The organism is Achromobacter sp. 46006, from assembly GCF_059761975.1.
In genome coordinates, this window is the sequence record NZ_JCBANN010000015.1 from 35,256 (window position 1) to 54,764 (window position 19,509).

General features: G+C 66.5%; 20 protein-coding genes. 9 read left to right on the forward strand and 11 right to left on the reverse strand.

All coding sequences use genetic code 11. From position 1 onward, the window contains the following. Position 1: 1 nt before the first annotated feature. Together AC6LKG_RS10470 and AC6LKG_RS10475 are read right to left on the reverse strand one after the other, a co-directional pair. Positions 2-595: a phage neck terminator protein gene (locus tag AC6LKG_RS10470; protein WP_498164253.1), complete on the reverse strand. Its 594-nt coding sequence runs from the start codon at positions 593-595 to the stop codon at positions 2-4. A gap of 819 nt (positions 596-1,414) precedes the next feature. After that, positions 1,415-1,753 carry a hypothetical protein gene (locus AC6LKG_RS10475; RefSeq protein WP_498164254.1) on the reverse strand — a complete coding sequence of 113 codons (339 nt, stop codon included), beginning with the start codon at positions 1,751-1,753 and terminating at the stop codon, positions 1,415-1,417. Between the two features lie 302 nt (positions 1,754-2,055). On the opposite strand from AC6LKG_RS10475, the gene AC6LKG_RS10480 reads away from it, so the two are divergent. Both AC6LKG_RS10480 and AC6LKG_RS10485 read left to right on the forward strand, forming a co-directional pair. Next, on the forward strand, positions 2,056-2,814 hold the full coding sequence (locus AC6LKG_RS10480) for a S24 family peptidase (RefSeq protein ID WP_498164255.1): 759 nt from the start codon (positions 2,056-2,058) through the stop codon (positions 2,812-2,814). A gap of 5 nt (positions 2,815-2,819) precedes the next feature. Continuing rightward, complete coding sequence (locus tag AC6LKG_RS10485) at positions 2,820-4,634, forward strand: DUF4153 domain-containing protein (protein ID WP_498164256.1); 1,815 nt, start codon at positions 2,820-2,822, stop codon at positions 4,632-4,634. Positions 4,635-4,752: 118 nt separating this feature from the next. Here AC6LKG_RS10485 and AC6LKG_RS10490 read toward each other — a convergent pair whose 3' ends face one another. The 4 genes from AC6LKG_RS10490 to AC6LKG_RS10505 form a co-directional block, all read right to left on the reverse strand. Next, positions 4,753-4,974, reverse strand: coding sequence for a hypothetical protein (locus AC6LKG_RS10490; RefSeq protein ID WP_498164257.1), 222 nt, complete (start codon positions 4,972-4,974; stop codon positions 4,753-4,755). A gap of 164 nt (positions 4,975-5,138) precedes the next feature. Then, a complete protein-coding gene (locus AC6LKG_RS10495; protein WP_498164258.1) occupies positions 5,139-6,245 on the reverse strand; it encodes an AI-2E family transporter in 1,107 nt (368 codons plus the stop codon). A 116-nt stretch (positions 6,246-6,361) separates the two neighbouring features. After that, positions 6,362-7,066, reverse strand: a complete 705-nt coding sequence (locus AC6LKG_RS10500) for a DUF3053 family protein (protein ID WP_498164259.1) — start codon at positions 7,064-7,066, stop codon at positions 6,362-6,364. A gap of 154 nt (positions 7,067-7,220) precedes the next feature. Next, positions 7,221-7,733 (reverse strand): GNAT family N-acetyltransferase, encoded by a 513-nt coding sequence (locus AC6LKG_RS10505; protein WP_498164260.1) that lies wholly within the window; start codon positions 7,731-7,733, stop codon positions 7,221-7,223. Positions 7,734-7,882: 149 nt separating this feature from the next. Between AC6LKG_RS10505 and AC6LKG_RS10510 the strand changes: the two genes are divergently transcribed. From AC6LKG_RS10510 to AC6LKG_RS10520, 3 genes are all read left to right on the forward strand, one after another. Beyond that, the gene (locus AC6LKG_RS10510; protein ID WP_498164261.1) at positions 7,883-8,242 is read left to right on the forward strand and encodes a hypothetical protein; all 360 of its coding nucleotides are present in this window, start codon (positions 7,883-7,885) and stop codon (positions 8,240-8,242) included. A gap of 941 nt (positions 8,243-9,183) precedes the next feature. Next, positions 9,184-9,465 (forward strand): hypothetical protein, encoded by a 282-nt coding sequence (locus tag AC6LKG_RS10515; protein WP_498164262.1) that lies wholly within the window; start codon positions 9,184-9,186, stop codon positions 9,463-9,465. 102 nt (positions 9,466-9,567) lie between these two features. Then, the gene (locus tag AC6LKG_RS10520; protein WP_498164263.1) at positions 9,568-10,260 is read left to right on the forward strand and encodes a cytochrome b/b6 domain-containing protein; all 693 of its coding nucleotides are present in this window, start codon (positions 9,568-9,570) and stop codon (positions 10,258-10,260) included. Between the two features lie 94 nt (positions 10,261-10,354). Here AC6LKG_RS10520 and AC6LKG_RS10525 read toward each other — a convergent pair whose 3' ends face one another. After that, positions 10,355-10,813 carry a c-type cytochrome gene (locus AC6LKG_RS10525; protein WP_498164264.1) on the reverse strand — a complete coding sequence of 153 codons (459 nt, stop codon included), beginning with the start codon at positions 10,811-10,813 and terminating at the stop codon, positions 10,355-10,357. A gap of 57 nt (positions 10,814-10,870) precedes the next feature. Further along, positions 10,871-12,247: an adenylosuccinate lyase gene (gene purB, locus AC6LKG_RS10530; protein WP_498164265.1), complete on the reverse strand. Its 1,377-nt coding sequence runs from the start codon at positions 12,245-12,247 to the stop codon at positions 10,871-10,873. Between the two features lie 161 nt (positions 12,248-12,408). Here purB and AC6LKG_RS10535 point away from each other — a divergent pair, with 161 nt between their 5' ends. Further along, on the forward strand, positions 12,409-13,020 hold the full coding sequence (locus AC6LKG_RS10535) for a glutathione S-transferase (protein ID WP_498164266.1): 612 nt from the start codon (positions 12,409-12,411) through the stop codon (positions 13,018-13,020). Between the two features lie 63 nt (positions 13,021-13,083). Here AC6LKG_RS10535 and AC6LKG_RS10540 read toward each other — a convergent pair whose 3' ends face one another. The 3 genes from AC6LKG_RS10540 to gcvA form a co-directional block, all read right to left on the reverse strand. Continuing rightward, complete coding sequence (locus AC6LKG_RS10540) at positions 13,084-13,902, reverse strand: sulfite exporter TauE/SafE family protein (RefSeq protein ID WP_498164267.1); 819 nt, start codon at positions 13,900-13,902, stop codon at positions 13,084-13,086. Between the two features lie 124 nt (positions 13,903-14,026). Next, complete coding sequence (mnmA, locus tag AC6LKG_RS10545) at positions 14,027-15,145, reverse strand: tRNA 2-thiouridine(34) synthase MnmA (RefSeq protein ID WP_498164268.1); 1,119 nt, start codon at positions 15,143-15,145, stop codon at positions 14,027-14,029. A 12-nt stretch (positions 15,146-15,157) separates the two neighbouring features. Next, a complete protein-coding gene (gcvA, locus tag AC6LKG_RS10550) occupies positions 15,158-16,078 on the reverse strand; it encodes a transcriptional regulator GcvA (protein ID WP_498164269.1) in 921 nt (306 codons plus the stop codon). Between the two features lie 190 nt (positions 16,079-16,268). Between gcvA and AC6LKG_RS10555 the strand changes: the two genes are divergently transcribed. The 3 genes from AC6LKG_RS10555 to AC6LKG_RS10565 all read left to right on the forward strand — a co-directional run bounded on the left by AC6LKG_RS10555 (position 16,269) and on the right by AC6LKG_RS10565 (position 19,506). Beyond that, complete coding sequence (locus tag AC6LKG_RS10555; protein ID WP_498164270.1) at positions 16,269-17,258, forward strand: Bug family tripartite tricarboxylate transporter substrate binding protein; 990 nt, start codon at positions 16,269-16,271, stop codon at positions 17,256-17,258. A gap of 70 nt (positions 17,259-17,328) precedes the next feature. Then, positions 17,329-18,204: an N-formylglutamate amidohydrolase gene (locus AC6LKG_RS10560; protein ID WP_498164271.1), complete on the forward strand. Its 876-nt coding sequence runs from the start codon at positions 17,329-17,331 to the stop codon at positions 18,202-18,204. 183 nt (positions 18,205-18,387) lie between these two features. Continuing rightward, positions 18,388-19,506, forward strand: a complete 1,119-nt coding sequence (locus tag AC6LKG_RS10565) for a Re/Si-specific NAD(P)(+) transhydrogenase subunit alpha (RefSeq protein WP_498164272.1) — start codon at positions 18,388-18,390, stop codon at positions 19,504-19,506. Positions 19,507-19,509 lie beyond the last annotated feature (3 nt).

Here is a 19,509-nt window from a genome sequence, read left to right on the forward strand (position 1 = left end):
CTTACTCTGCAAGGTGGTTGATGTTGTCCGTCGGAGACAGCGACGCGGCGTGCGTCGTGACCTGTGCCGACAGAAGATTCAGGACCGGATAGCTGCGCGTGACCCGGCGCTTGAAACGCAGGGTCATGTCGAACTGCCGTATCCACTGCTGATTCACGAGCTCATGCATGGCCAGGATCGGCTCCGTGCCGCTGACCGCCATGCCTTGCGCCAGCAAGGCTTCGCGGTTCTGCGGCACGGCGACGCCATCGCGCAACAGCACCGCGTGGCGCAGCGCCTGCGGGCCGAACATCGAGCAAAGCAGCTCGATGTCTTCGTGCCGAACGTATGAATCAGTTCCTTCCCCGGCCGGGTCATGGATCATGACCGGACCGGCGTCCGCGGTTTGCGACCGGATGTCGATCAGGCACCAGGTCTCGGTTTGCGCGGGTGGTTCCACGCCGGCGGCAGGCCAGCGCGTACGAACCAGGTCTGGGGACAGGCCGGCCACGCCGGCAATGAACCCTTGGAACAGCGCCTCGAGCTCGGCATCCTCCAGGGGCGGAGAAATGGCGATCGGCGCCAGGTAGCCGCCAGTGGCCGAACTGTTCGCCATGCGTAGCTCCTTTGTGTGTTGATATGCCCGAAGGCGGTGTTGGGGGAATCCAGATGCCTGGAGGCGGATCGCCGACTTTGATGCGCTCGGGGCGCCATGCCGCGTTGCGTACAGCGTGCGGCCGAAATGCGGCGGGTTCCGGCTGTCGCCCACCGGGCTGCCGCCTCGAGCCTTTGCTGGTCACCGCGCACGGGAGACAGGCCCGCTCATGCAGGCAAAGGCGAGGCGGCAGGCCGCTGGGCCCCGCCTCTCGGGCGGCGCCAAACAAAACGCCCCACGCTCTCGAAGAGAGCGCGGGGCGTGCAAACGAAAAAGGCCCGCCTGTGGCGAGCCTGTACGGAAAGCGTCAAAGAACACGAGGGGCCATGCGCGTCAGGCGCTTCATCCGCCGTCCGGCGTATCGGCCGGGCACACGTACCCTCTCATAAAAAAGGCCCGCTGTCGGCGGGCCTGGTCTGCTTGATGCTGCGTGTTCGGTGTTGCGTGTTCGGTGTTGCGTGTTCGGTGTTGCGTGTTCGGTGTCCAAGTGCTTGTTGCGGGGTAGCGGGTCCTGCGTGCTGGTCGGCGTGGCGGGTATTCGCCTGGCCCGTCCCCGGTGCCAGGGAAGGTCGTCGGTGTGAACCGCAACGCCATGAACGAATTGTTGCGCAAGCACCATCGTCGAAGCAATCCCGGCATGTCGCACTGTGCATGCCGTACCGCTGCATGAGCGGCGGCGTGCTGGCGAACGTCTCTTCTCGGAGCCCCGCTTCTCGGAACGTACCCTCTCATGAAAAAGGCCCGCGGGGTGCGGGCCTTCGTGTTCGATGTTCTGGCGGTTCAGCGCAGCATTGCTTCGACGCCTTGGAACACAGGCGAGTCGGCGGCAGGCGCGACGGCATGCATGCATTGTCGCGCGGCATCAGGCTCGCCGGCAATCCCGCCGGGTCGCACTTCGCGCCAGACATAGCTGAGCGAATTGCGCGCATGCCGGATACGCGCCACCTGCCCACCTTCATGCAGGGCTTCGAGCACCCGCAGGATCGCCTGTCGCATCGCGTTGCGTTCCCGCCGCGTCAGGTCGCGCGCGCCGCAGGCACCGCGCACCAGTTCCGCCATGCGCCACCGGCGCCCCGGCGCCGCGGACATGAGATCCAACACCTCGGTCGCATATTTCATCGGGATGCCCCCCGGACAAGATGCTTATCCATGCTTTTTTCCTTGTTCCCAGCCTTCGGTTCGTCGTCATCCCGCAGGCCGGCCGTGGCGGATCGCTACCCCGGTAGCGATTCAGGCCCTGTTGCCGGTGGCCCGCGCCACGGCCGGCGGGACGAGCCCCCTGATACCAGCCACCGGCCAATGAAGGCTGCGGTTGACCCGACTATCTGTGAGGGCTGGAATCATGGTAGCGACTCGCTACCAAAAAATCAACAGCGATTCGCTACTGTACTTGCAGGTAGCGGGTTGCTACTATCGCTACCATGGACATCCGCTCGATACGACTGAACAACCTCAGGTACGCCGTGCACGAAGCCGGCGGCGTGGAACGCCTGGCCGAACGCGCCGGCGTCAGTCGCAAATACCTCGATCAAATACTCCAGGGCTTCCAGGGCAGGCGGGACAAGAACCCGCGCCGGGTCGGCGACGCGTTGGCCGCCAAGCTCGCCATCGGCCTGGGCCAGGCGGCCCACTGGATGGACCAGCCCCACCCCGACCTGTGGCGCACGCTTGGCCCGGACGCCATGACCGATGAACCGCCGGGACGCCTCGTTTCATTCCAGCCCGCGCGGCTGGGTAGCGCCAACGACAACGTGCTCATTGCCCAGTTCGATACCGGGGGCGCAATGGGAAATGGCCTCGAACTGCGCGACCAGCCTGGCGTGATCCAGAGCTGGAACGTCAGTCCTGAATGGCTGCAAAAGAATGTCCGGGGCTTTTCGTCCTCGAAGAACCTGTGCATCGTCACGGGCTTCGGCGACTCGATGCGGCCCATGTTCAATCCCGGCGATCCCCTGATCGTCGATCGTGGCGTGCAGGCAGTCGAATACGACGCCATCTATTTCTTTCGCGTCGGCAGCGAAGGCTTCATCAAGCGGCTGCAGCGCATTCCCACCGCATCCGGGTTGGTGGTCCGGGCCAAGTCCGAGAACACCAAGTACGATGCCTGGGACATCACCGAAGGCATGGATTTCGAGGTCTTCGGGCGGGTACTGAAGGTCTGGCGCAGCGAGGACTTCTGATCCTCATGGCCTCTTCCCTCCGCCCGTCCCCCGTCGAACGGACCATCCTTCTGTATGGCGCACTCGGCGCCCTGCTGGCGCTGGCACTGCATGAATGGCTGCAACGTCAATCCGGGTCCTGGTCCCATCCTTTCGCGCTGCTGTTCGCCATCCAGTGGGCCTGGCTGGTGCCGCTGGCCGGGGCCATGCTGGCAGGCATGCGCTCGGGCCCGCGCTGGCTGCTGGCGTTGCTGGCTTATGCCCTGTTGCTGCCGGCGCTGCACGCCTACGGCCTGACACAGCTGCTTGATTTTTCGCCCGGCCCCTACGGCCTCGGTCGAACCATCGGCAGCCGCGCCCAGGCCAGCCTGGTCACCGCCGCCAGCGGCTTCTTGCTGCTGCCGCTGATCCAGGCGCTGGATCCAGCCCGGCCCAACTGGAACTATCCCGGGGTGTTCCGCGCGGCCTGGCGCAACGCCGTCAAACTGACGCTGGCCGCGAGCCTGGCGCTCGCCGTCTGGTCGCTGTTTTGGGCAGCGGGCGCCATGTTCCGCATGATCGGCATCGCGGTCGTCAGCCACATCGTGCAATCGACCCGCTTTGTCGTCACGGTGATGCCCTTGGTATTGGCAACCTGCCTGATCGGGGTGCATCGCCGCCCGCAGTTGGCCGACACGCTACAGCGTTCGTGGCTGACGCTCACCGCCTGGCTGCTGCCACTGGTCGCGCTGGTCGGCATTGCCTTCGTGCTGGCGCTGGCCGCGCGCCTGGCATTGGACCTGCGAGCCGTGACCCTGTCCGCCGGCGCCCTGATCGCGTTCAGCGCGGTCTGGATCAAGCTGATCAACTCGGCCTGGCAGGACAGCGTAGATGCCCCGCCTTTTGGCCCGCGGCTGCGCGCGATACTGCGCTTCGCGGCCTGCGGCCTGTTGCCGCTGGCGCTGGTGGCGCTGTACGGCCTGATGGTGCGCGTACAACAGTATGGCTGGACCGCTGCGCGCCTGTGGGGCATGTATGCCGCGGCTTTGCTGACGCCCTACGCGCTGGGCTATGCCTGGGCCGCACTTGCGCCACGGCGCTTCCACGCCATCCTGGGCGGCACCAACATCGTGGCCGCGTTCGCCGCACTGGCGACGTTGGCCCTGGTTTCCACGCCGCTGCTGAGCCCGGACCGCATCGCGGCCGAGAGCCAGGTGCAGCGTCTGGTCGATGGCCTCGTGCCGCCCCATGAATTCCCGTATCTCGGCATCGTGCGCGATCACGGCCAGTATGGCAGACAGGCCGTGCGCAGGCTCGCCGATGGCGCCGCCCAGCGGCATTCCCCGAAAATCGCGCAGGCCGCGGCTCAGGCGCTGCTGGGGCGCTACTACGACTGGGGCACGCGGCAAGGCGCCGCCTTGCCGCCATCAAAGCCACCGCGCCTGAAGGCGTATCCCGCTGGCGCGCCAGTGCCGGATTCATGGTGGCGCGTCGCCGTGGACGCAAACCCATACGAGCTGGACCGTTGCATCAAGGCGGAAAAGGCCGTGGCGGATGATCCCGCCCAGGAACACGCCCGCTGCTGGCTGATCCATGCCGACATCACGCGCGCCGGCGCGGACGACCTGGTTCTCTACATACCGCCACCGGCCGAGGCCGAAAGCGGGGGCCGTGATACCTTCATCACCTATCGGGCAGACGACAACGGCGCTTGGGAAAGAATGCACGTTAGCACTCACCGCCGCACGGCAGACGACCCGCAAGAAGACATCGGTCGTGCACTGGCCGAGGGGAGGATGCGGACCGAACCAAGACTGGACCGCGACCTGATCATCGGCGAGCGCCGCCTGCCGCTGCGCTGAACCGCCAACGCTCGGGGGCGCGCCGCGCGGCCGTTGGCGTCAGCCGCTTGCCTGCCGCGCCACCCATCCGCCGTATCGATACCTGGCCTGGCGCGCCGCTCGCCCTGCGGCGTCCCCGCTAGCGCTGTTCCAGATCCGGCGTGCCCGCGAACTGGCTCTTGAGCAGCGTCAGCGCGCCCTTCTCCGCCAGCGCCTCGTTCGGAAACACATGCTTGGTGTCTTCCAGCACGGGAAAACCGAAAACGCGCACTCGGGCATGATAGCCCTCGGGCGTCTCCGCGAATTCAATGTCGAAGTTACGCTCTTCGATCCAGCCCGACTTGTGCAGTTTCCAGTCCATATCCGACGTGCTCCTCAAGAGGCAATTTAGCGGCGCGGCCGGAACGGCCCGGCGACGCCCTGGACACAGGGCACCGGCCCTTTCGAGCCGGTGCCCCCCCCCCCAACCTTACATCCATCGCGCTGACGCCGTCTTGACCGTGAACAGCCCCAGCGGCCGCCGCCTCAATCGGGCTTGGAAGACGGCGCCGGGGAGGACGGCTTGGCCGAGGTTGCCAAGGGGATGTCGCCGGGCGGCGAGAACAGATCCCAGCAGGCCATGAACAGCGCCGCGATCAGCGGACCGATGACAAAACCGTTCAGCCCGAACAACGCCATACCGCCCAGAGTCGAGATCAACACGACGTAGTCGGGCATCTTGGTGTCCTTGCCCACCAGGATCGGTCGCAACACGTTGTCGACCATGCCGATCACCAGCACGCCGAAGGCGATCAGCACCACGCCCTTGATGGTCGCGCCAGTCAGCAGGAAATAAATCGCCACGGGCGCCCAGATCAAACCCGCGCCAACCGCGGGCAGGAGCGACAGGAAACCCATAATGACGCCCCACAGCAGCGCGCCCTGGATGCCGAGAATGGAAAAAATGATACCGCCCAGGGCCCCTTGCGACGCCGCCACCGCGATATTGCCCTTGACCGTGGCGCGCACCACCGTCGTGAACTTGCGGAAAAGGTGATGCTTGTGCGTCTCGCTCAGCGGCATGGCGCGCTTGATGCGCAGCCCCAGTTGCGGACCATCGCGCAACAGGAAGAACAGCAGGTACAACATGATGCCGAAGCTGATCACGAACTGGAACGTGTCCTGGCCGATACTCAACGCCTGCGTCGCCAGGAACTGGCTGAGTTGCATCGCGCCGGCGCTGAGCTTTTCCTGCAGGCTCGGGACATCGGCCAAGTCGAATCGTGCCAGCAGATCGTGCACCGACGGCGGCAGCGCCGCCATGGCCTGCTGGAAATAGGCGCCGAAATTGATCTGCCCGGACTTGATGTTCTGATACAGGTTGGCGCCCTCGCTCACCAGCGAGCCGCTGATGACCACCACGGGCAGGATCACCAGCAACAGCACCAGCATCAGCGTGATCAGCGCCGCGAGATTGCGGCGACCGCTGACGCGCGCCACCAGGCGGCGCTGCAGCGGCGCGAACAGGATGGCCAGGATGGCGCCCCAGAACACGGCGCCGTAGAACGGCCACAGCAGCCAGCCGAATGCGATGGAAACGACCACCAGGAGGAGCAGGAAGGTCCGATAGTGCAAGCTGGAAGATTGACTCATGTTCCGTCCAAGGTGCGGCTTGCGCCGCGAGACCCGCATTGTACAAAGCGGCGCGCCGCTCCGGGCGCTGCCGCCCCTTCATCGTTGCGCCCGAAATGCCGCACCCCGGGCCACATTCAGCGCGCGCCCGCCGCCGCGCGCGACACGACGGCACGCGCCTGTTCAAGGGCTTGCGACTGCGCGTTCAGTTGTCGCAGCAACTGATTGAGCCGCTGCTGCAACGAAGGCGTGGCAACCCTGGCCTGGCCGCGCTCGAGCGTGATATCGGACGGGTTGACGGCCATGAGGTCGGCAACATCCAGCGCATCACGCGCGATCGCATCCAGGCGGGCGGCGGCGGCCATCAATTCAGCCGCCGGCGCCGTGACTGCCTCGTCATACACGCCGTCATAGATCGGGGCGAGATCCGGCGCCAGTTCCAACGCGCCGCGCGCCTCGTCGGCGCGGGCCTTGGCATCCTGCAATACGCCGGCACTGCGGGCCAGCGTATTGCGCGCCGCCGCCAGCGCCTCGCGCCGCTGCATGATGTCTTCCACCGATTGAATGCGCTCGGCCGCCAGGATCGGCCGCAGCGGCTGTGCCGCCTGGGCCATGGCCGCCTGGAAATCGGCAATCACGGCATAGGCATTGTCGTAGCGGCCCACCGCTTCTTTCTCGGCCTCGCTGAGAGCGCCGATCGGCACCAGCTCGCCCGCCGCGATACGGTGTTGCAACAGACCGATGAACGCGGCCCGCTCCTGGGGCTCACGGTTGCCGCAGGCCGCCAGCGCCAGCATCGAAGCCGCCGCCAGGCCGGCCAGGCAGATCCGCAGCAGTGCCATGCCCTTTCCCCCATGCGTAAAACGTTGCGTCAGGCCGCCAGCCCTGCTGGCAGACGGTTCCACGGCAGATTATCCCGAAGCGCCCTCGACGCGCTGCCGATGAGCGGATTTTGTTGCCATCGAATCGATATGACACAGGCGCCGGCGCCGTGCCTCAGTTCGCCAGGACCAGGCGCATGGCACAACGCCGCGCGGGGTCGAACCCGGCAGCGGCCTCGGCCTGGAGCCGGGCCCGCAGGGCCGGCGTCTGTTGCGCCACCGGCAGCTCGGCAAAGCCCTGCCGCCGGTAGAACGGCGCATTCCAGGGCAATTCGCGATCCGTGGTCAACACCACGCCATGAAAGATGCCCGCGCCACGCGCGTGCGCGACCACTGCCCGCAGCAGTTCGCGTCCCAGCCCACGGCCTTGCAGGCCCAGGGCGACCGACATTTCCGCCAGATACAGGTCATTGTCCATTGGCCGCGCCAGGGCGAACCCCGCCGGCCGGTCGTCGTCGCCGGGCGCCACCCACAACAGGCGGGCCGCCGCGGCTTGCGCCAGTTCGGCCGGCGGCAAGGGGGCGCCGGCCGCGGCCCAGGCCATGGGCGTCCCCAGGAAACGCGCGGCGGCGGAACGTTCGATATCGGGCAGGAGGGCCAGGTCGGCTGAGCGTGCAAGTCTTATCATGGGGTGTCCAGTATGCCCCAAGCGGGACGCCGACAGGCGGCACCAGACAGCCTGCTGGCGGGCCCGCCAGCCGTCCAGGGCCCGCAGCCCCTAAAATGCCGGGGTGCCGGCCCGCGGCCGCCCTCTCAACTTTCCCTGCCCTGCAACGAATGACCCAAGACGCTTCTCCCGACACCTGGGGCTTTGCCCATCCCGATTGCCGCGGCGCGGCCGCCCTGTTGTTCTTCATGAACGATCTGGCGCGCGTGGCCAATCAGTATCTGCGCCCCGGTCACCTGGGCGATGAAGCCCTGGCCGATGCGCAGAAGGCGGTCGATGCCTTGCTGCAACGCTATGTCGAGATCCAGGCCGCGCCGGAAGCCTTCGATGGCGAGCGCATCGAACTGGCACTGGAAACCGACACTGGCCCCGATGGATCGACCGCCGCGCAGGTTGCCCTGCGCATGTCGCCACGCCTGGAATCGTTGATCATCGAAGCCCAGCGCCAGGCCCGGCCGGCCACGCATTGACGCCAGGCCCCATCGGGGATGGCATGGCCGCCAACCGCCCCCTTGCGAAACCATCACTTCAGCTTTATAATTATTTGTTGGCCTATTGCTGCGCAGCAGGAACAGGCCAACGATAGATACCAAATAGAAATACCAAATACCAAATAGAAGCCAGCAGGCGACGGAGCCGGGGGAATAAAGCCGCCGGCCAGGGGAAAATAAAGTCCCCGAAAGGTGAAGTCACCGGGTGAAGCCACCGGGTAAGGACACCGAAAGGCTCGAACCCGCGTCCCCGCACGCTACACGCGGCATCCGCAAGGAACAGGCGGACACGGCAAGACACAAGCAGGGTATTCCTTTTTGGCGCCCCCCCTTTTTCCGGGTATCCCGTTTGCCTTTCACCGCCTTGGCGGAGCCAGGTTTTCGTACTGTTCTGCGACAGACAACCCCAAGAACGCAGAACGACTGCCAAAAGACGGCTGCCAACAGACTGCCAGCGCCGCTGAACACGGTAGCCGGCCGCACGGCAGACAGCCCCGCCCAGAGGCAACTCCGTTGCTGATTCGCCAGGCGCCGTTGCGCCGACGACAACGCCGCAGGCCGCCAGCAACGTTCGCCCCGATCATGCCGCCCAGTCCGGCACGCTCGGCCAGTATCCGGCGCAGCACCGATCCGCTGCAATGAACCCGCGATGGCGTTGCAGCGCCATCGCCCGCCAGGCCCGCCGCCAGCCACTGATGCCGGCGGTCCCGGCAGCCCCCCCTGGCTCAGGCCAGGGGCCGCACCCGCAGCCTGTCCGGCGCGCCCGCAAACCATGAGAATGCGCAAAGGACCGGCGGCGGATATGCGTTACGTTAGCGTCATGCATGACCTGACACGAGGCGCGACAGCGCCCTCGTCCCGGCCAGGCAGCAAGCAAGACGCGGCAATTCCCATAACAAGAACTTGAAAGAGAACACATCATGAATACTCGCTTCACCACCTCGGACCTAATCCGGCGCCCGGCCCACACCAAGCTGGACGACATGCCGATCCATATCGGCGACATCGTTTACCTGCAACCGGCGCACGGCCCGGCGATTCGCGCCACCGTGATTTTCAACGCACCGATCGATGGCACGACCACCTACACCACGGAAGTCGTGCCGTGCGGAAACGCCGCGCAGAAGGCCCCCGGCCAGCGTATCCGCTTCCGCCACGAGCACGTGCATCGCATCGAGCCGGTGCGGCGCGCCGCTCGCTGAGCCAGGGTTCCGTCCCAGCCCCCCTACCGCCACGGCCCGCGCCGTGGCGGCTTCATTTGTGCGTGATAAAGTCGCGGGCAATGCAGTCACGGCGCCTCCACCATGCAAACCAATCGCCTCGCCATCCGTATCTGGGATCTTCCCACCCGCCTGTTTCATTGGGCGCTGGTCGCCTGCATCGTTGGCGCCTTCGTCAGCGTGAAACTCGGCGGCCTGTACATGGACTGGCATGTGCGCTTCGGCTGCGCCGCGCTCGGCCTGATCATCTTCCGCGTGCTGTGGGGCTTCATCGGCCCGCGCTATGCGCGCTTCTCCCAGTTCGTGCGCGGACCGCTCGCGGTGGCCCGCTACCTCAAAGGCGCGGCCGCGCCTGCCGGGCACAATCCGCTGGGCGCGCTATCGGTGCTGGCGCTGCTGCTGGTGGTCGGCTTCCAGGCCGTCAGCGGCCTGTTCGCCACTGACGACATCATGACCCAGGGACCGTTGTTTGGCCATGTCAGCGAATCCACCGCCAACCTGCTGACCTCATGGCACAAGCTCAACGAATGGGTCATCCTCGCCCTGGTGGCCCTGCATCTGCTGGCCGTGGCCTGGTATGCCCTGGTGCGGCGCAAGCGCCTGGTACGCGCCATCATCACCGGCAACGTCGATCCGAAGGACGTACCGCCGGGCACCGCGCCGACGCAGGACGGGCTGGCGGTATGGCTGCGCGCGCTGCTCCTGGGCGCCTGTGTTACCGGACTGGTGCTGTGGATCCGCTCACTCGAGATCGCGGCCGACATGTCATTCTCGTAGGCTGGCGGCGATTGCCGCGCGCTGGCGCCAATGAAAAAGCCCCTCGGCGATCCCGAGGGGCTTTTTGCAAGTCCCGGCGCACAACTAGGCCGGTTTACTTCTTCTTGCGATAGCTGTCGTGGCAGGCCTTGCAGCTTGCGCCAACGTCGCCGAAGGCGGCGCGCAGCTTGTCGAGGTCGCCGGCATCGGCGGCGGCCGACAGCTTGACGATGTTGTCCTGGAACGCCTGCTGCTTCTGCTTGAAACCCGCCGCGTCGCTCCAGATTTCCGGACGCGCGTCGCCGCCTTCGGTACCCGCGCCAAAGGCCGTCCAGGGCAACGCCGACAGCGTCTTGAGCACTTCGACATTGGCCTTGATCTGGGCCGCGTCGTAGGGCGCCTGCCCCTTGACCACCGGCACCATGCGACCGAAGTGCGAAGCCATCAGCGTCAACGCCGACTGGCGGTACTTGACGGCATCTTCAGGCTTGGCGAACTGCGCCCGGGCCGAGGTCGCCAGCAGCGACCCGACGGTCAGACAGGCCAGCGCGGCAAGCGTGGACAACTTCTTCATTGCAATCTCCCGTAAGTACGACAAGAATGCCGCGCGCAGTCGCGCGCGGCGAGGCGACTATACCGCCCGGGCCAGATCCGCGGCCAGGCCGATGTACGAACGCGGGGTCATCGCCAGGAGGCGCGCCTTGGGCTCGTCCGGCAGGGCCAGGCCCTGGATGAATTCCCGCAGGGCTTCCTCGGTGATGCCCTTGCCGCGCGTCAGGGCCTTGAGCTGTTCGTACGGCTGCGGCAGACCGTAGCGGCGCATGACGGTCTGCACCGGCTCGGCCAGCACTTCCCAGCAGGCGTCGATATCGGCGTCGATCGCGGCGGTGTTGACTTCCAGCTTGCCCAGGCCGCGCATGCAGGCATCCCAGGCCACCAGGCAGTAGCCCAGGCCCACGCCCAGGTTGCGCAACACGGTGGAGTCGGTCAGGTCGCGCTGCCAGCGGGAGATCGGCAGCTTGTCGGACAGGTGGCGCAGCACGGCGTTGGCCAGGCCCAGGTTGCCTTCGGAATTCTCGAAGTCGATCGGGTTGACCTTGTGCGGCATGGTCGACGAACCGACCTCGCCCTCCTTCAGGCGCTGCTTGAAGTAGCCCAGGGCCACGTAGCCCCAGATGTCGCGGTCCAGGTCGAGCACGATGATGTTGGCGCGCACGATGGCGTCGAACAGCGCCGACATCCAGTCGTGCGGTTCGATCTGGATGGTGTGGCGGTTCTGGGTCAGGCCCAGGCCGGCGAGCACGCGCTGGCTGAAGGCGGGCCAGTCGATTTCGGGGTAGGCCGACAGGTGGGCGTTGTAGTTGCCGGTGGCGCCGTTGAGCTTGGCCAGCGGCTCGACCGCTTCGATCGCGGCAATGGCGCGGTTCAGGCGCGCCGCGACGTTGGCGAATTCCTTGCCCAGCGTGGTCGGGCTGGCCGGCTGGCCATGGGTGCGCGACAACATCGGCTGATCGGCCTGGGCCACCGCCATGTCGTTGAGCTTGGCGGCAATTTCACGCAGCCGCGGCAGCACCACTTCGCTGCGCGCGCGCGACAACATCAGCGCGTGCGATGTGTTGTTGATGTCTTCGGAGGTGCAGGCGAAGTGGATGAATTCGGCCGCGGCCGCAAGTTCGGCGTGATCGGCGACCTTTTCCTTGAGCCAGTACTCGACGGCCTTGACGTCGTGGTTGGTGACGCGCTCGATGTCCTTGATGCGCGCGGCATCGGCTTCGGAGAAATCGCGCACCAGTTGCTGCAGGCGGGCACGGGCTTCCTGCGAGAAGGCGGGCAACTCCGGCAGGCCGGCATCGGACAGGGCGACCAGCCAGGCCACCTCGACTTCGACGCGGTGGGCCATGAAACCGGCCTCGGAAAGCAGTCCGCGCAACGCATCGCCGCGGGAGGCATAACGGCCATCCAGTGGCGAAAGGGCATTAAGTTGGCTAAGCTGGTCGGCGATTTGCATGGTCTGGGAAAGAAAAAGCGGCGGATGGGAAAACCCGGCGATTTTATCATTCAGGGCCACGCAACATTGTGGCAAACTGGGCGGGATTCCGTCCCGCGGACGGTTTGGCCGTCATGCGGCCTGCTATACTTCGGCCGCTTTCCGACTCCGCTTGTGAATCCATGAAACTGATCGGCTCGCTTACCAGTCCATACGTGCGCAAGGTGCGTATCGTCATGGCCGAGAAAAAGCTGGATTATCGGCTTGAACTCGAAAACGTCTGGTCCGCCGACACGCAGATCCAAACGTACAACCCGCTGGGCAAGGTGCCCTGCCTGGTCATGGAAGATGGCGGCGCCCTGTTCGATTCGCGCGTCATCGTCGAATACCTGGATACCTTGTCCCCCGTCGCCCGCCTGATTCCTCAGCCGGGCCGCGACCGCGCGGCTGTCAAGTGCTGGGAAGCCATCGCCGACGGCTTGCTGGACGCCTGCGTCACCATCGTCAAGGAAAAGCAGCGCCCCGAGGCGCAGCGCAGCCCGGAATGGATCGAGCGCCAATACGGCAAGATCCACGCCAGCCTGGACGCCATGAACAAGAGCCTGGGCGAGAATGCCCACTGCATGGGTATCAACTACAGCCTGGCCGATATCGCCGTGGGCTGTGCCCTGGGCTACCTCGACCTGCGCTTCGCCGAACTGGACTGGCGCGCCGACCACGCCAACCTCGCCCGCCTGTACGACAAGCTGTCGCAGCGCCAGTCGTTCGTGGATACCATCCCCAGGACGGCCTGACCCCACATCCGCACCGATCCGGCCGCCTCGCGCGGCCGGTTTCACGTCCGGGTCGCGTCCGGCTCAGGCCCAGTATGCCTGGCCGGCCTTGAACAGCATGTAGGCCGCCAGCCCGAACAGCAGGCAGGCGAACACCCGCTTCAGGGTCTGCACCGGCAGGCGATGCGCCATGCGCGCGCCCAGCGGCGCCGTCAGCACGCTCACGCACACCAGCACAAGCAGCGCCGGCCAATAGATGTAGCCCAGCATGCCCGGCCGGGTCGCGCCTTCATTGAGCCCGGACACGACGTAACCGATGCTGTTGGCCAAGGCGATCGGAAAGCCCAGCGCGGCCGAGGTCGAAACCGCGTTGTGCAGCGCCACGTTGCACCAGACCATGAACGGCACCGACAGGAAGCCGCCACCCGCCCCCACCAGCCCCGACAGGAAGCCGATGCCGGCGCCAGCCGCGCTGGTGCCGACCACACCCGGCATCTGGCGGCTGGGCTTGGGCTTCTTGTTGCGCAGCATGTTCCAGCCGGAATAGCCCACGAACAGCGCGAAGAACAGCGACAGCCACAGGGTGCTGAGCGCCGCGAACACCGCGCCGCCCGACAGCAGGCCGCCGAGGATGATGCCCGGCGCCATCGCCCACACAATCGGCCACTTGATGGTGCCCTTCTGCTGGTGCGCGCGCACGCTGGAGATCGAGGTGAACAGGATCGAGGTCATCGAGGTGGCGATGGCGGCATGCACCACCAGGTCGGCCGGCATGCCCTTCCAGGCGAACAGCATCGTCAGGAACGGCACCAGCAACATACCCCCGCCGATGCCCAGCAGGCCCGCCGCGAAACCCGCCACCGCGCCCAGCGCCAGCAGGCAAATCACCATCGTTACATCCACATCCCTCTCCTCTCGTTGTCGGCATGCGCCGCTTTTCATGAGCCAGGCCCCGCGGACGCGACGCCCGCGGGGCCTGGCTGGAACTGCTATCGGCATTGCGGCGGCCCGTCGCGGGCCGGCGCGCCTAGACGATGATGCCGCCGCCCAGGCAGATATCGCCATCGTAAAGCACCGCCGATTGCCCGGGCGTGACCGCCCATTGCGGCTCGCCGAAGTCGAGCGCGAAGCCTTCGGTGGTCGCATCGCCCAGCCGGCAGGCCGCGTCGGCCTGCCGGTAGCGCGTCTTGGCGCCGTATTCACCAGCGGCGGGCGCATGCCCGGCGACCCAACTGACGTCCTGCGCCCGCAGCGAGCCGGACAGCAGCCAGGGATGATCATGCCCCTGCACCACGTAGAGCACGTTGCGCTCGAGATCCTTGCGCGCCACGTACCAGGCCTCGGCGGTGCCATCCTCGCGCTGGCGGCCCTTCACGCCGCCCACGCCCAGGCCCTTGCGCTGGCCCAGCGTGTAGAACGACAGGCCCTCGTGGCGCCCGACCTTCTGCCCCTCGGGCGTCAGGATCGGGCCCGGCTCGGTCGGCAGATAGCGGTTGAGGAACTCGCGGAACGGCCGCTCGCCGATGAAGCAGATGCCGGTCGAATCTTTCTTGGCCGCGTTGTGCAGGCCGATCTCATGCGCAATGCGGCGCACCTCGGTCTTGTGGATCTCGCCCAGCGGAAACAGAGTGCGCGACAGTTGCGCCTGGTTCAGGCGATGCAGGAAATAGCTCTGGTCCTTGGAAGCGTCCAGCGCCTTGAGCAGCTCGAAGCGCGAGCCGCCCCCTGCGGCCGCCACTTCCCGCACGCGGGCGTAGTGACCGGTGGCGATGTGCTCGGCGCCCAGCGCCATGGCGTGGTCGAGGAAGGCCTTGAACTTGATCTCGGCGTTGCACAGCACGTCCGGGTTGGGCGTGCGGCCGGCGGAGTATTCACGCAGGAATTCCGCGAACACTCGGTCCTTGTATTCGGCGGCAAAATTGACGTATTCGAATTCCACGCCCACCAGGTCGGCCACGCTGGCCGCGTCCAGCAGGTCCTGCCGGGTGGAGCAGTATTCGGAATCGTCGTCGTCTTCCCAGTTCTTCATGAACAGGCCGACGACCTCGTAGCCCTGCTGCTTGAGCAGCCAGGCGGTGACCGAAGAATCGACCCCGCCGGACATGCCGACGACAACGCGGCCCTTCTTGGTGGATATTTGACTCATGATCATGCCATTTTACTGCGGGCTGGCCTCTGTCTCGGGTTGCGGCTCGGCCGCCCGCGAGACCTCCATCAGCCAGGTCCGGAACGCCTGCAGCGTCGGCAGGTTGGCCTTCTGATCGGGATAGCAAAGGTAATAGCCCATGCGCGCGCGGATCGGCAACTGGATCGCCACCGCCAGCTTGCCGTCGCGTAGCTCGTCTTCGATCAGGCAGCGCGGGATCAGCGCCACGCCGAAGCCGGCGGCGGCGGCCTGCGACAGCAGCGCGTACTGGTCGAAACGCGCGCCTTCCAGGCTGCGCCGGGTATCGCAGCCGGCCTGCTCGAACCAGTCGCGCCAGCCCTCCAGGGCCGAGGTATGGTGCAGCAGGGGATAGGCCAGCAGGTCCGCCGGCGTGCTACAGCCTCCTGGGATCAGGCGCGGGCTGCAGACCGGCAGGATCTCGCGGCCGACGATGTAGTCGGCGCCGCTGCCCGGCCAGATGCCTTCGCCGAAGCGGACCGCGGCGTCCAGTTCGGGCGACGAAAAATCGTAGCCCTGGCGGTGTGGCAGGAATTCGACATGGATGTCCGGGCGCAGCCGCATGAAGGCGGTCAGGCGCGGGATCAGCCAGCGCGCGCCAAAGGTCGGCATGCAGGTCAGGTTGAGGGTGCCCCCCTGCCCCTGATGCGCGATCAGCTCGACCGTGGCCGCCTCGATCTGGCCCAGCCCGGCCTGAATCTTGGTCAGGTAGCCGCGGCCGGCCTCGGTCAGCACCAGGCCTTGCCTGATGCGCAGGAATAGTTCGACGCCAACGAACTCCTCCAGGTGTTTCACTTGCTTACTCACCGCGCCCTGCGTCACGCACAGCTCCTGCGCGGCGCGGGTGAAACTGCTGTGCCTGGCGGCCACTTCAAAGGCCTGCAGGTCGGTGAGCGAAGGACAGAACCGTCTCATGGGAGCTCGCCTCGATACCGGGTTTGCCGGGCGTGAGGTTACATAATGAAACCTCGCCGCAAAAGAGGCATGAAAAAAAGTCATAGCTTAAGGAGAAACTTTCGTTTGTGCAAACTGGGCTTGCAGGAAAGAATCTTCCTGTTTGCGTCTGCCTTTTTGCGCATCCGCGTTCCAATTCAGAGGGGAATTCATGCAACGCCGTAATGTAGTCCTGGGTCTTTGTGTCGCCGTCGCGACGCTGACCACGCCGCTGACCTCGGGCATCGCCCATGCCGACGACGCCTATCCGAGCAAGCCGATCCGCCTGATCGTGCCGTTCCCGCCGGGAGGCACCACCGACATCGTCGGCCGCCTGTTCGCCGACAAGCTGGGCAAGGAACTGGGCCAGACCGTCGTGGTGGAAAACCGCGGCGGCGCCGGTGGTTCGATCGGCAGCGCCTTTGTCGCCAGCAGCGCGCCGGACGGCTACACCCTGGGCATTGCCACCGTCAGCACGCACGGCATCAACCCGGCCATCTATCCGAATCTGCCTTTCGATGGCGAGAAGGATTTCACGCCGATCTCGAACCTGGCCGCCGTGCCGAACATCATGACCATCAACCCGAAGGTGCAGGCCAAGGACATGGCCGAGTTCATCAAGCTGGCCAAGAGCCAGCCGGGCAAGCTGACGTACGCCTCGGCCGGCAACGGCTCGGTCTCGCACATGATGGGCGAACTGTTCAAGATGGCCTCGGGCACCGATCTGATGCACGTGCCCTACCGCGGCGTGGGCCCGGCGCTGAACGATGCACTGGCCGGCCAGGTCGACGTCATGTACGACAACCTGCCCTCGACCCTGCCGCACGTGCAGTCCGGCCGCCTGATCGCCATGGCCGTCGCTGCGCCCAAGCGCGTCGCCAGCCTGCCTAACGTGCCGACTTTCGCCGAAGTCGGCCTGCCCGCCGTCAACGACGCCTCGTGGTTCGGCCTGGTCGCCCCGGCCAAGCTGCCTGCGCCGATCCTGGCCAAGCTGAACGCCGCCGTCCAGAAGGTCAGCGCCGAAGCCGACGTCAAGTCGCGCCTGGAAGCGCTGGGCGCCGAACCCGCCGCCAACACGCCGGAAGCGTTCGCCAAGCAGATCTCGGCGGAAATCGCCAAGAACAAGCGCATCGCCAAAGAAGCCAACGTGAAGATCGACTAAGCGATCTTCGGCCCCCGCCGCGCCCGCGCGGCGCGCGGGGGTCTCCGATTCACGAACGCACGACCCCTATATGCGAATTACCCAACCCCTGTCCTATCGGCTCGACCTTCCGCAGCAATATCCGAATTCGGCGCCCTCGGCCCCGCTGGTGCTGGACTCCCCGCACAGCGGCACCACCTACCCGCCCGACTTCGCGCCCGCCGTGGATTTCGGCGCCCTGCGCACCGCCGAGGACACCTGGGTTGACGATCTGTGGGGCGATGCCATCGACATGGGCGTGCCCATGGTCGCCGCGAACTTTCCGCGCGCCTACATCGATGCCAACCGCGCCCCCGATGAAATCGACGAACTGCTGCTGGACCAGGCCTGGCCCGGCGCGGTCAACGCATCGTCCAAGGTCAAGCTGGGCAAGGGCCTGATCTGGCGCATGCTGGACGACGGCACGCCGCTGTACGACCGCAAGCTGAGCGTCGAGGAAGTCACGCACCGCATCGAGGCCTGCTGGAAGCCGTATCATGCAGCGCTCGGCCAGGTGCTCGACAGCGCCCACCAGAAGTTCGGCAAGGTCTGGCACATCAATTGCCACTCCATGCCCAGCGTCGCCGGCGCCTATGCCACCGACCGCCCCGGTCTGGTCCACCCCGACTTCGTGCTGGGCGACCGCGACGGCAGCACCAGCGACCCGGCCTTCCGCGAGTTCGTCGCCGCATGGCTGCGCGAACGCGGCTACAACGTGACAGTCAACGACCCCTACAAAGGCGTCGAGCTGGTGCGCGCCTTCGGCCGCCCCGAAGAGGGCCGCCACAGCCTGCAGATCGAGATCAACCGCAAGCTCTACATGGACGAGGTCAGCCTGCGTCCATCGGCCGACTACGGCCGCCTCAAGGCCGACCTGCGCGACCTGACCGCCGCGCTGATCGACTGGACTCGCGCGCAGACGGCCTGACGCCGGACGCCTGCGCGCCAGTGCCGGCCAGCAGCCAGTTGTCAGTCTGGCCGGTATGACCGGGGCTCGAGCCCCAAGCCCCATGGTTAACCCCATGGGGCTTTTCTTTTGCTCGGCTCGCAAACTCCTCCCCGGGGCGTATATCCGTTATAACTACGGCGAACCTTCTGAGGAGAGGCGTCGATGCACATCGGGATACCAAAGGAAACCCGAGACGGGGAAACCCGTGTCGCAGCAACACCGGAGACCGTCAAGAAGTACGTGGGCGGCAAACACACCGTTGTCGTGGAGCGTGGCGCGGGCACCGCGGCGCGCTATCTGGATGAAGCCTACGAGGCCGCCGGCGCCACGCTCGGCAGCGCCCAGGAGGCCCTGGGAGCGGAGCTGGTCATGAAGGTTCGCGCGCCCTCCGCGGTCGAACTGCCGCGGATGAAAGCCGGCGCCGTGGTCATCGGCATGCTCGATCCCTTCGACGCCGAGGGCCTCGCGCAGATGGCCGCGGCCGGCCTGACCGGCTTCGCGCTGGAAGCCGCGCCCCGCATCACCCGCGCGCAGAGCCTGGACGTGCTGTCGTCGCAGGCCAACCTGGCCGGCTACAAGGCCGTGCTGCTGGCGGCCCACCACTACGGCCGCCTGATCCCCATGATGATGACCGCAGCCGGAACGCTCAAGGCCGCGCGCGCGGTGGTGCTGGGCACCGGCGTCGCCGGCCTGCAGGCCATCGCCACGGCCAAGCGCCTGGGCGCGGTGGTCGAGGCCTCCGACGTGCGGCCGGCCGCGCGCGAGCAGGTCGAATCGCTCGGCGCCAAGTTCATCGACGTGCCGTTCGAAACCGACGAGGAACGCGAGATCGCGCAGGGCGTGGGCGGTTACGCCCGCCCCATGCCGCCGGCCTGGATGGCGCGGCAGGCGGCGCTGGTGTCGGAGCGCTGCAAGCAGGCCGACATCGTCATCACCACCGCCCTGATACCGGGCCGGCCCGCGCCGACGCTGGTGTCGGCCGAAACCGTCGCGGCCATGAAGCCCGGCTCGGTGCTGGTGGACCTGGCGGTCGAGCGCGGCGGCAACTGCCCGCTGTCCGAAAAAGGCAAGGTGGTCGGAAAGCACGGCGTGACCCTGGTGGGGCTGACCAACCTGCCCGGCCTGGTCGCGACGGACGCGTCGGCGCTCTACGCCCGCAACATCCTCGACTTCCTGAAACTCATCATCAATGCGGACGGCGCGCTGGCGATCCAGCGCGACGATGAAATCGTGGCGGCCTGCCTGGTGTGCGAAGGCGGCAATGTGACGCGCGGGAGCTAACAG

What these genes read in the sequence shown, in the direction of transcription:
- purB (WP_498164265.1), bottom strand. Translation starts at nt 12,247, where the DNA reads ATGCAAATCGCCGACCAGCTTAGCCAACTTAATGCCCTTTCGCCACTG.
- AC6LKG_RS10500 (WP_498164259.1), bottom strand. Translation starts at nt 7,066, where the DNA reads ATGGCACTGCTGCGGATCTGCCTGGCCGGCCTGGCGGCGGCTTCGATG.
- gcvA (WP_498164269.1), bottom strand. Translation starts at nt 16,078, where the DNA reads ATGAGACGGTTCTGTCCTTCGCTCACCGACCTGCAGGCCTTTGAAGTG.
- AC6LKG_RS10535 (WP_498164266.1), top strand. Translation starts at nt 12,409, where the DNA reads ATGAAACTGATCGGCTCGCTTACCAGTCCATACGTGCGCAAGGTGCGT.
- AC6LKG_RS10505 (WP_498164260.1), bottom strand. Translation starts at nt 7,733, where the DNA reads ATGATAAGACTTGCACGCTCAGCCGACCTGGCCCTCCTGCCCGATATC.
- AC6LKG_RS10565 (WP_498164272.1), top strand. Translation starts at nt 18,388, where the DNA reads ATGCACATCGGGATACCAAAGGAAACCCGAGACGGGGAAACCCGTGTC.
- mnmA (WP_498164268.1), bottom strand. Translation starts at nt 15,145, where the DNA reads ATGAGTCAAATATCCACCAAGAAGGGCCGCGTTGTCGTCGGCATGTCC.
- AC6LKG_RS10490 (WP_498164257.1), bottom strand. Translation starts at nt 4,974, where the DNA reads ATGGACTGGAAACTGCACAAGTCGGGCTGGATCGAAGAGCGTAACTTC.
- AC6LKG_RS10555 (WP_498164270.1), top strand. Translation starts at nt 16,269, where the DNA reads ATGCAACGCCGTAATGTAGTCCTGGGTCTTTGTGTCGCCGTCGCGACG.
- AC6LKG_RS10515 (WP_498164262.1), top strand. Translation starts at nt 9,184, where the DNA reads ATGAATACTCGCTTCACCACCTCGGACCTAATCCGGCGCCCGGCCCAC.
- AC6LKG_RS10560 (WP_498164271.1), top strand. Translation starts at nt 17,329, where the DNA reads ATGCGAATTACCCAACCCCTGTCCTATCGGCTCGACCTTCCGCAGCAA.
- AC6LKG_RS10525 (WP_498164264.1), bottom strand. Translation starts at nt 10,813, where the DNA reads ATGAAGAAGTTGTCCACGCTTGCCGCGCTGGCCTGTCTGACCGTCGGG.
- AC6LKG_RS10470 (WP_498164253.1), bottom strand. Translation starts at nt 595, where the DNA reads ATGGCGAACAGTTCGGCCACTGGCGGCTACCTGGCGCCGATCGCCATT.
- AC6LKG_RS10520 (WP_498164263.1), top strand. Translation starts at nt 9,568, where the DNA reads ATGCAAACCAATCGCCTCGCCATCCGTATCTGGGATCTTCCCACCCGC.
- AC6LKG_RS10480 (WP_498164255.1), top strand. Translation starts at nt 2,056, where the DNA reads ATGGACATCCGCTCGATACGACTGAACAACCTCAGGTACGCCGTGCAC.
- AC6LKG_RS10475 (WP_498164254.1), bottom strand. Translation starts at nt 1,753, where the DNA reads ATGAAATATGCGACCGAGGTGTTGGATCTCATGTCCGCGGCGCCGGGG.
- AC6LKG_RS10495 (WP_498164258.1), bottom strand. Translation starts at nt 6,245, where the DNA reads ATGAGTCAATCTTCCAGCTTGCACTATCGGACCTTCCTGCTCCTCCTG.
- AC6LKG_RS10510 (WP_498164261.1), top strand. Translation starts at nt 7,883, where the DNA reads ATGACCCAAGACGCTTCTCCCGACACCTGGGGCTTTGCCCATCCCGAT.
- AC6LKG_RS10485 (WP_498164256.1), top strand. Translation starts at nt 2,820, where the DNA reads ATGGCCTCTTCCCTCCGCCCGTCCCCCGTCGAACGGACCATCCTTCTG.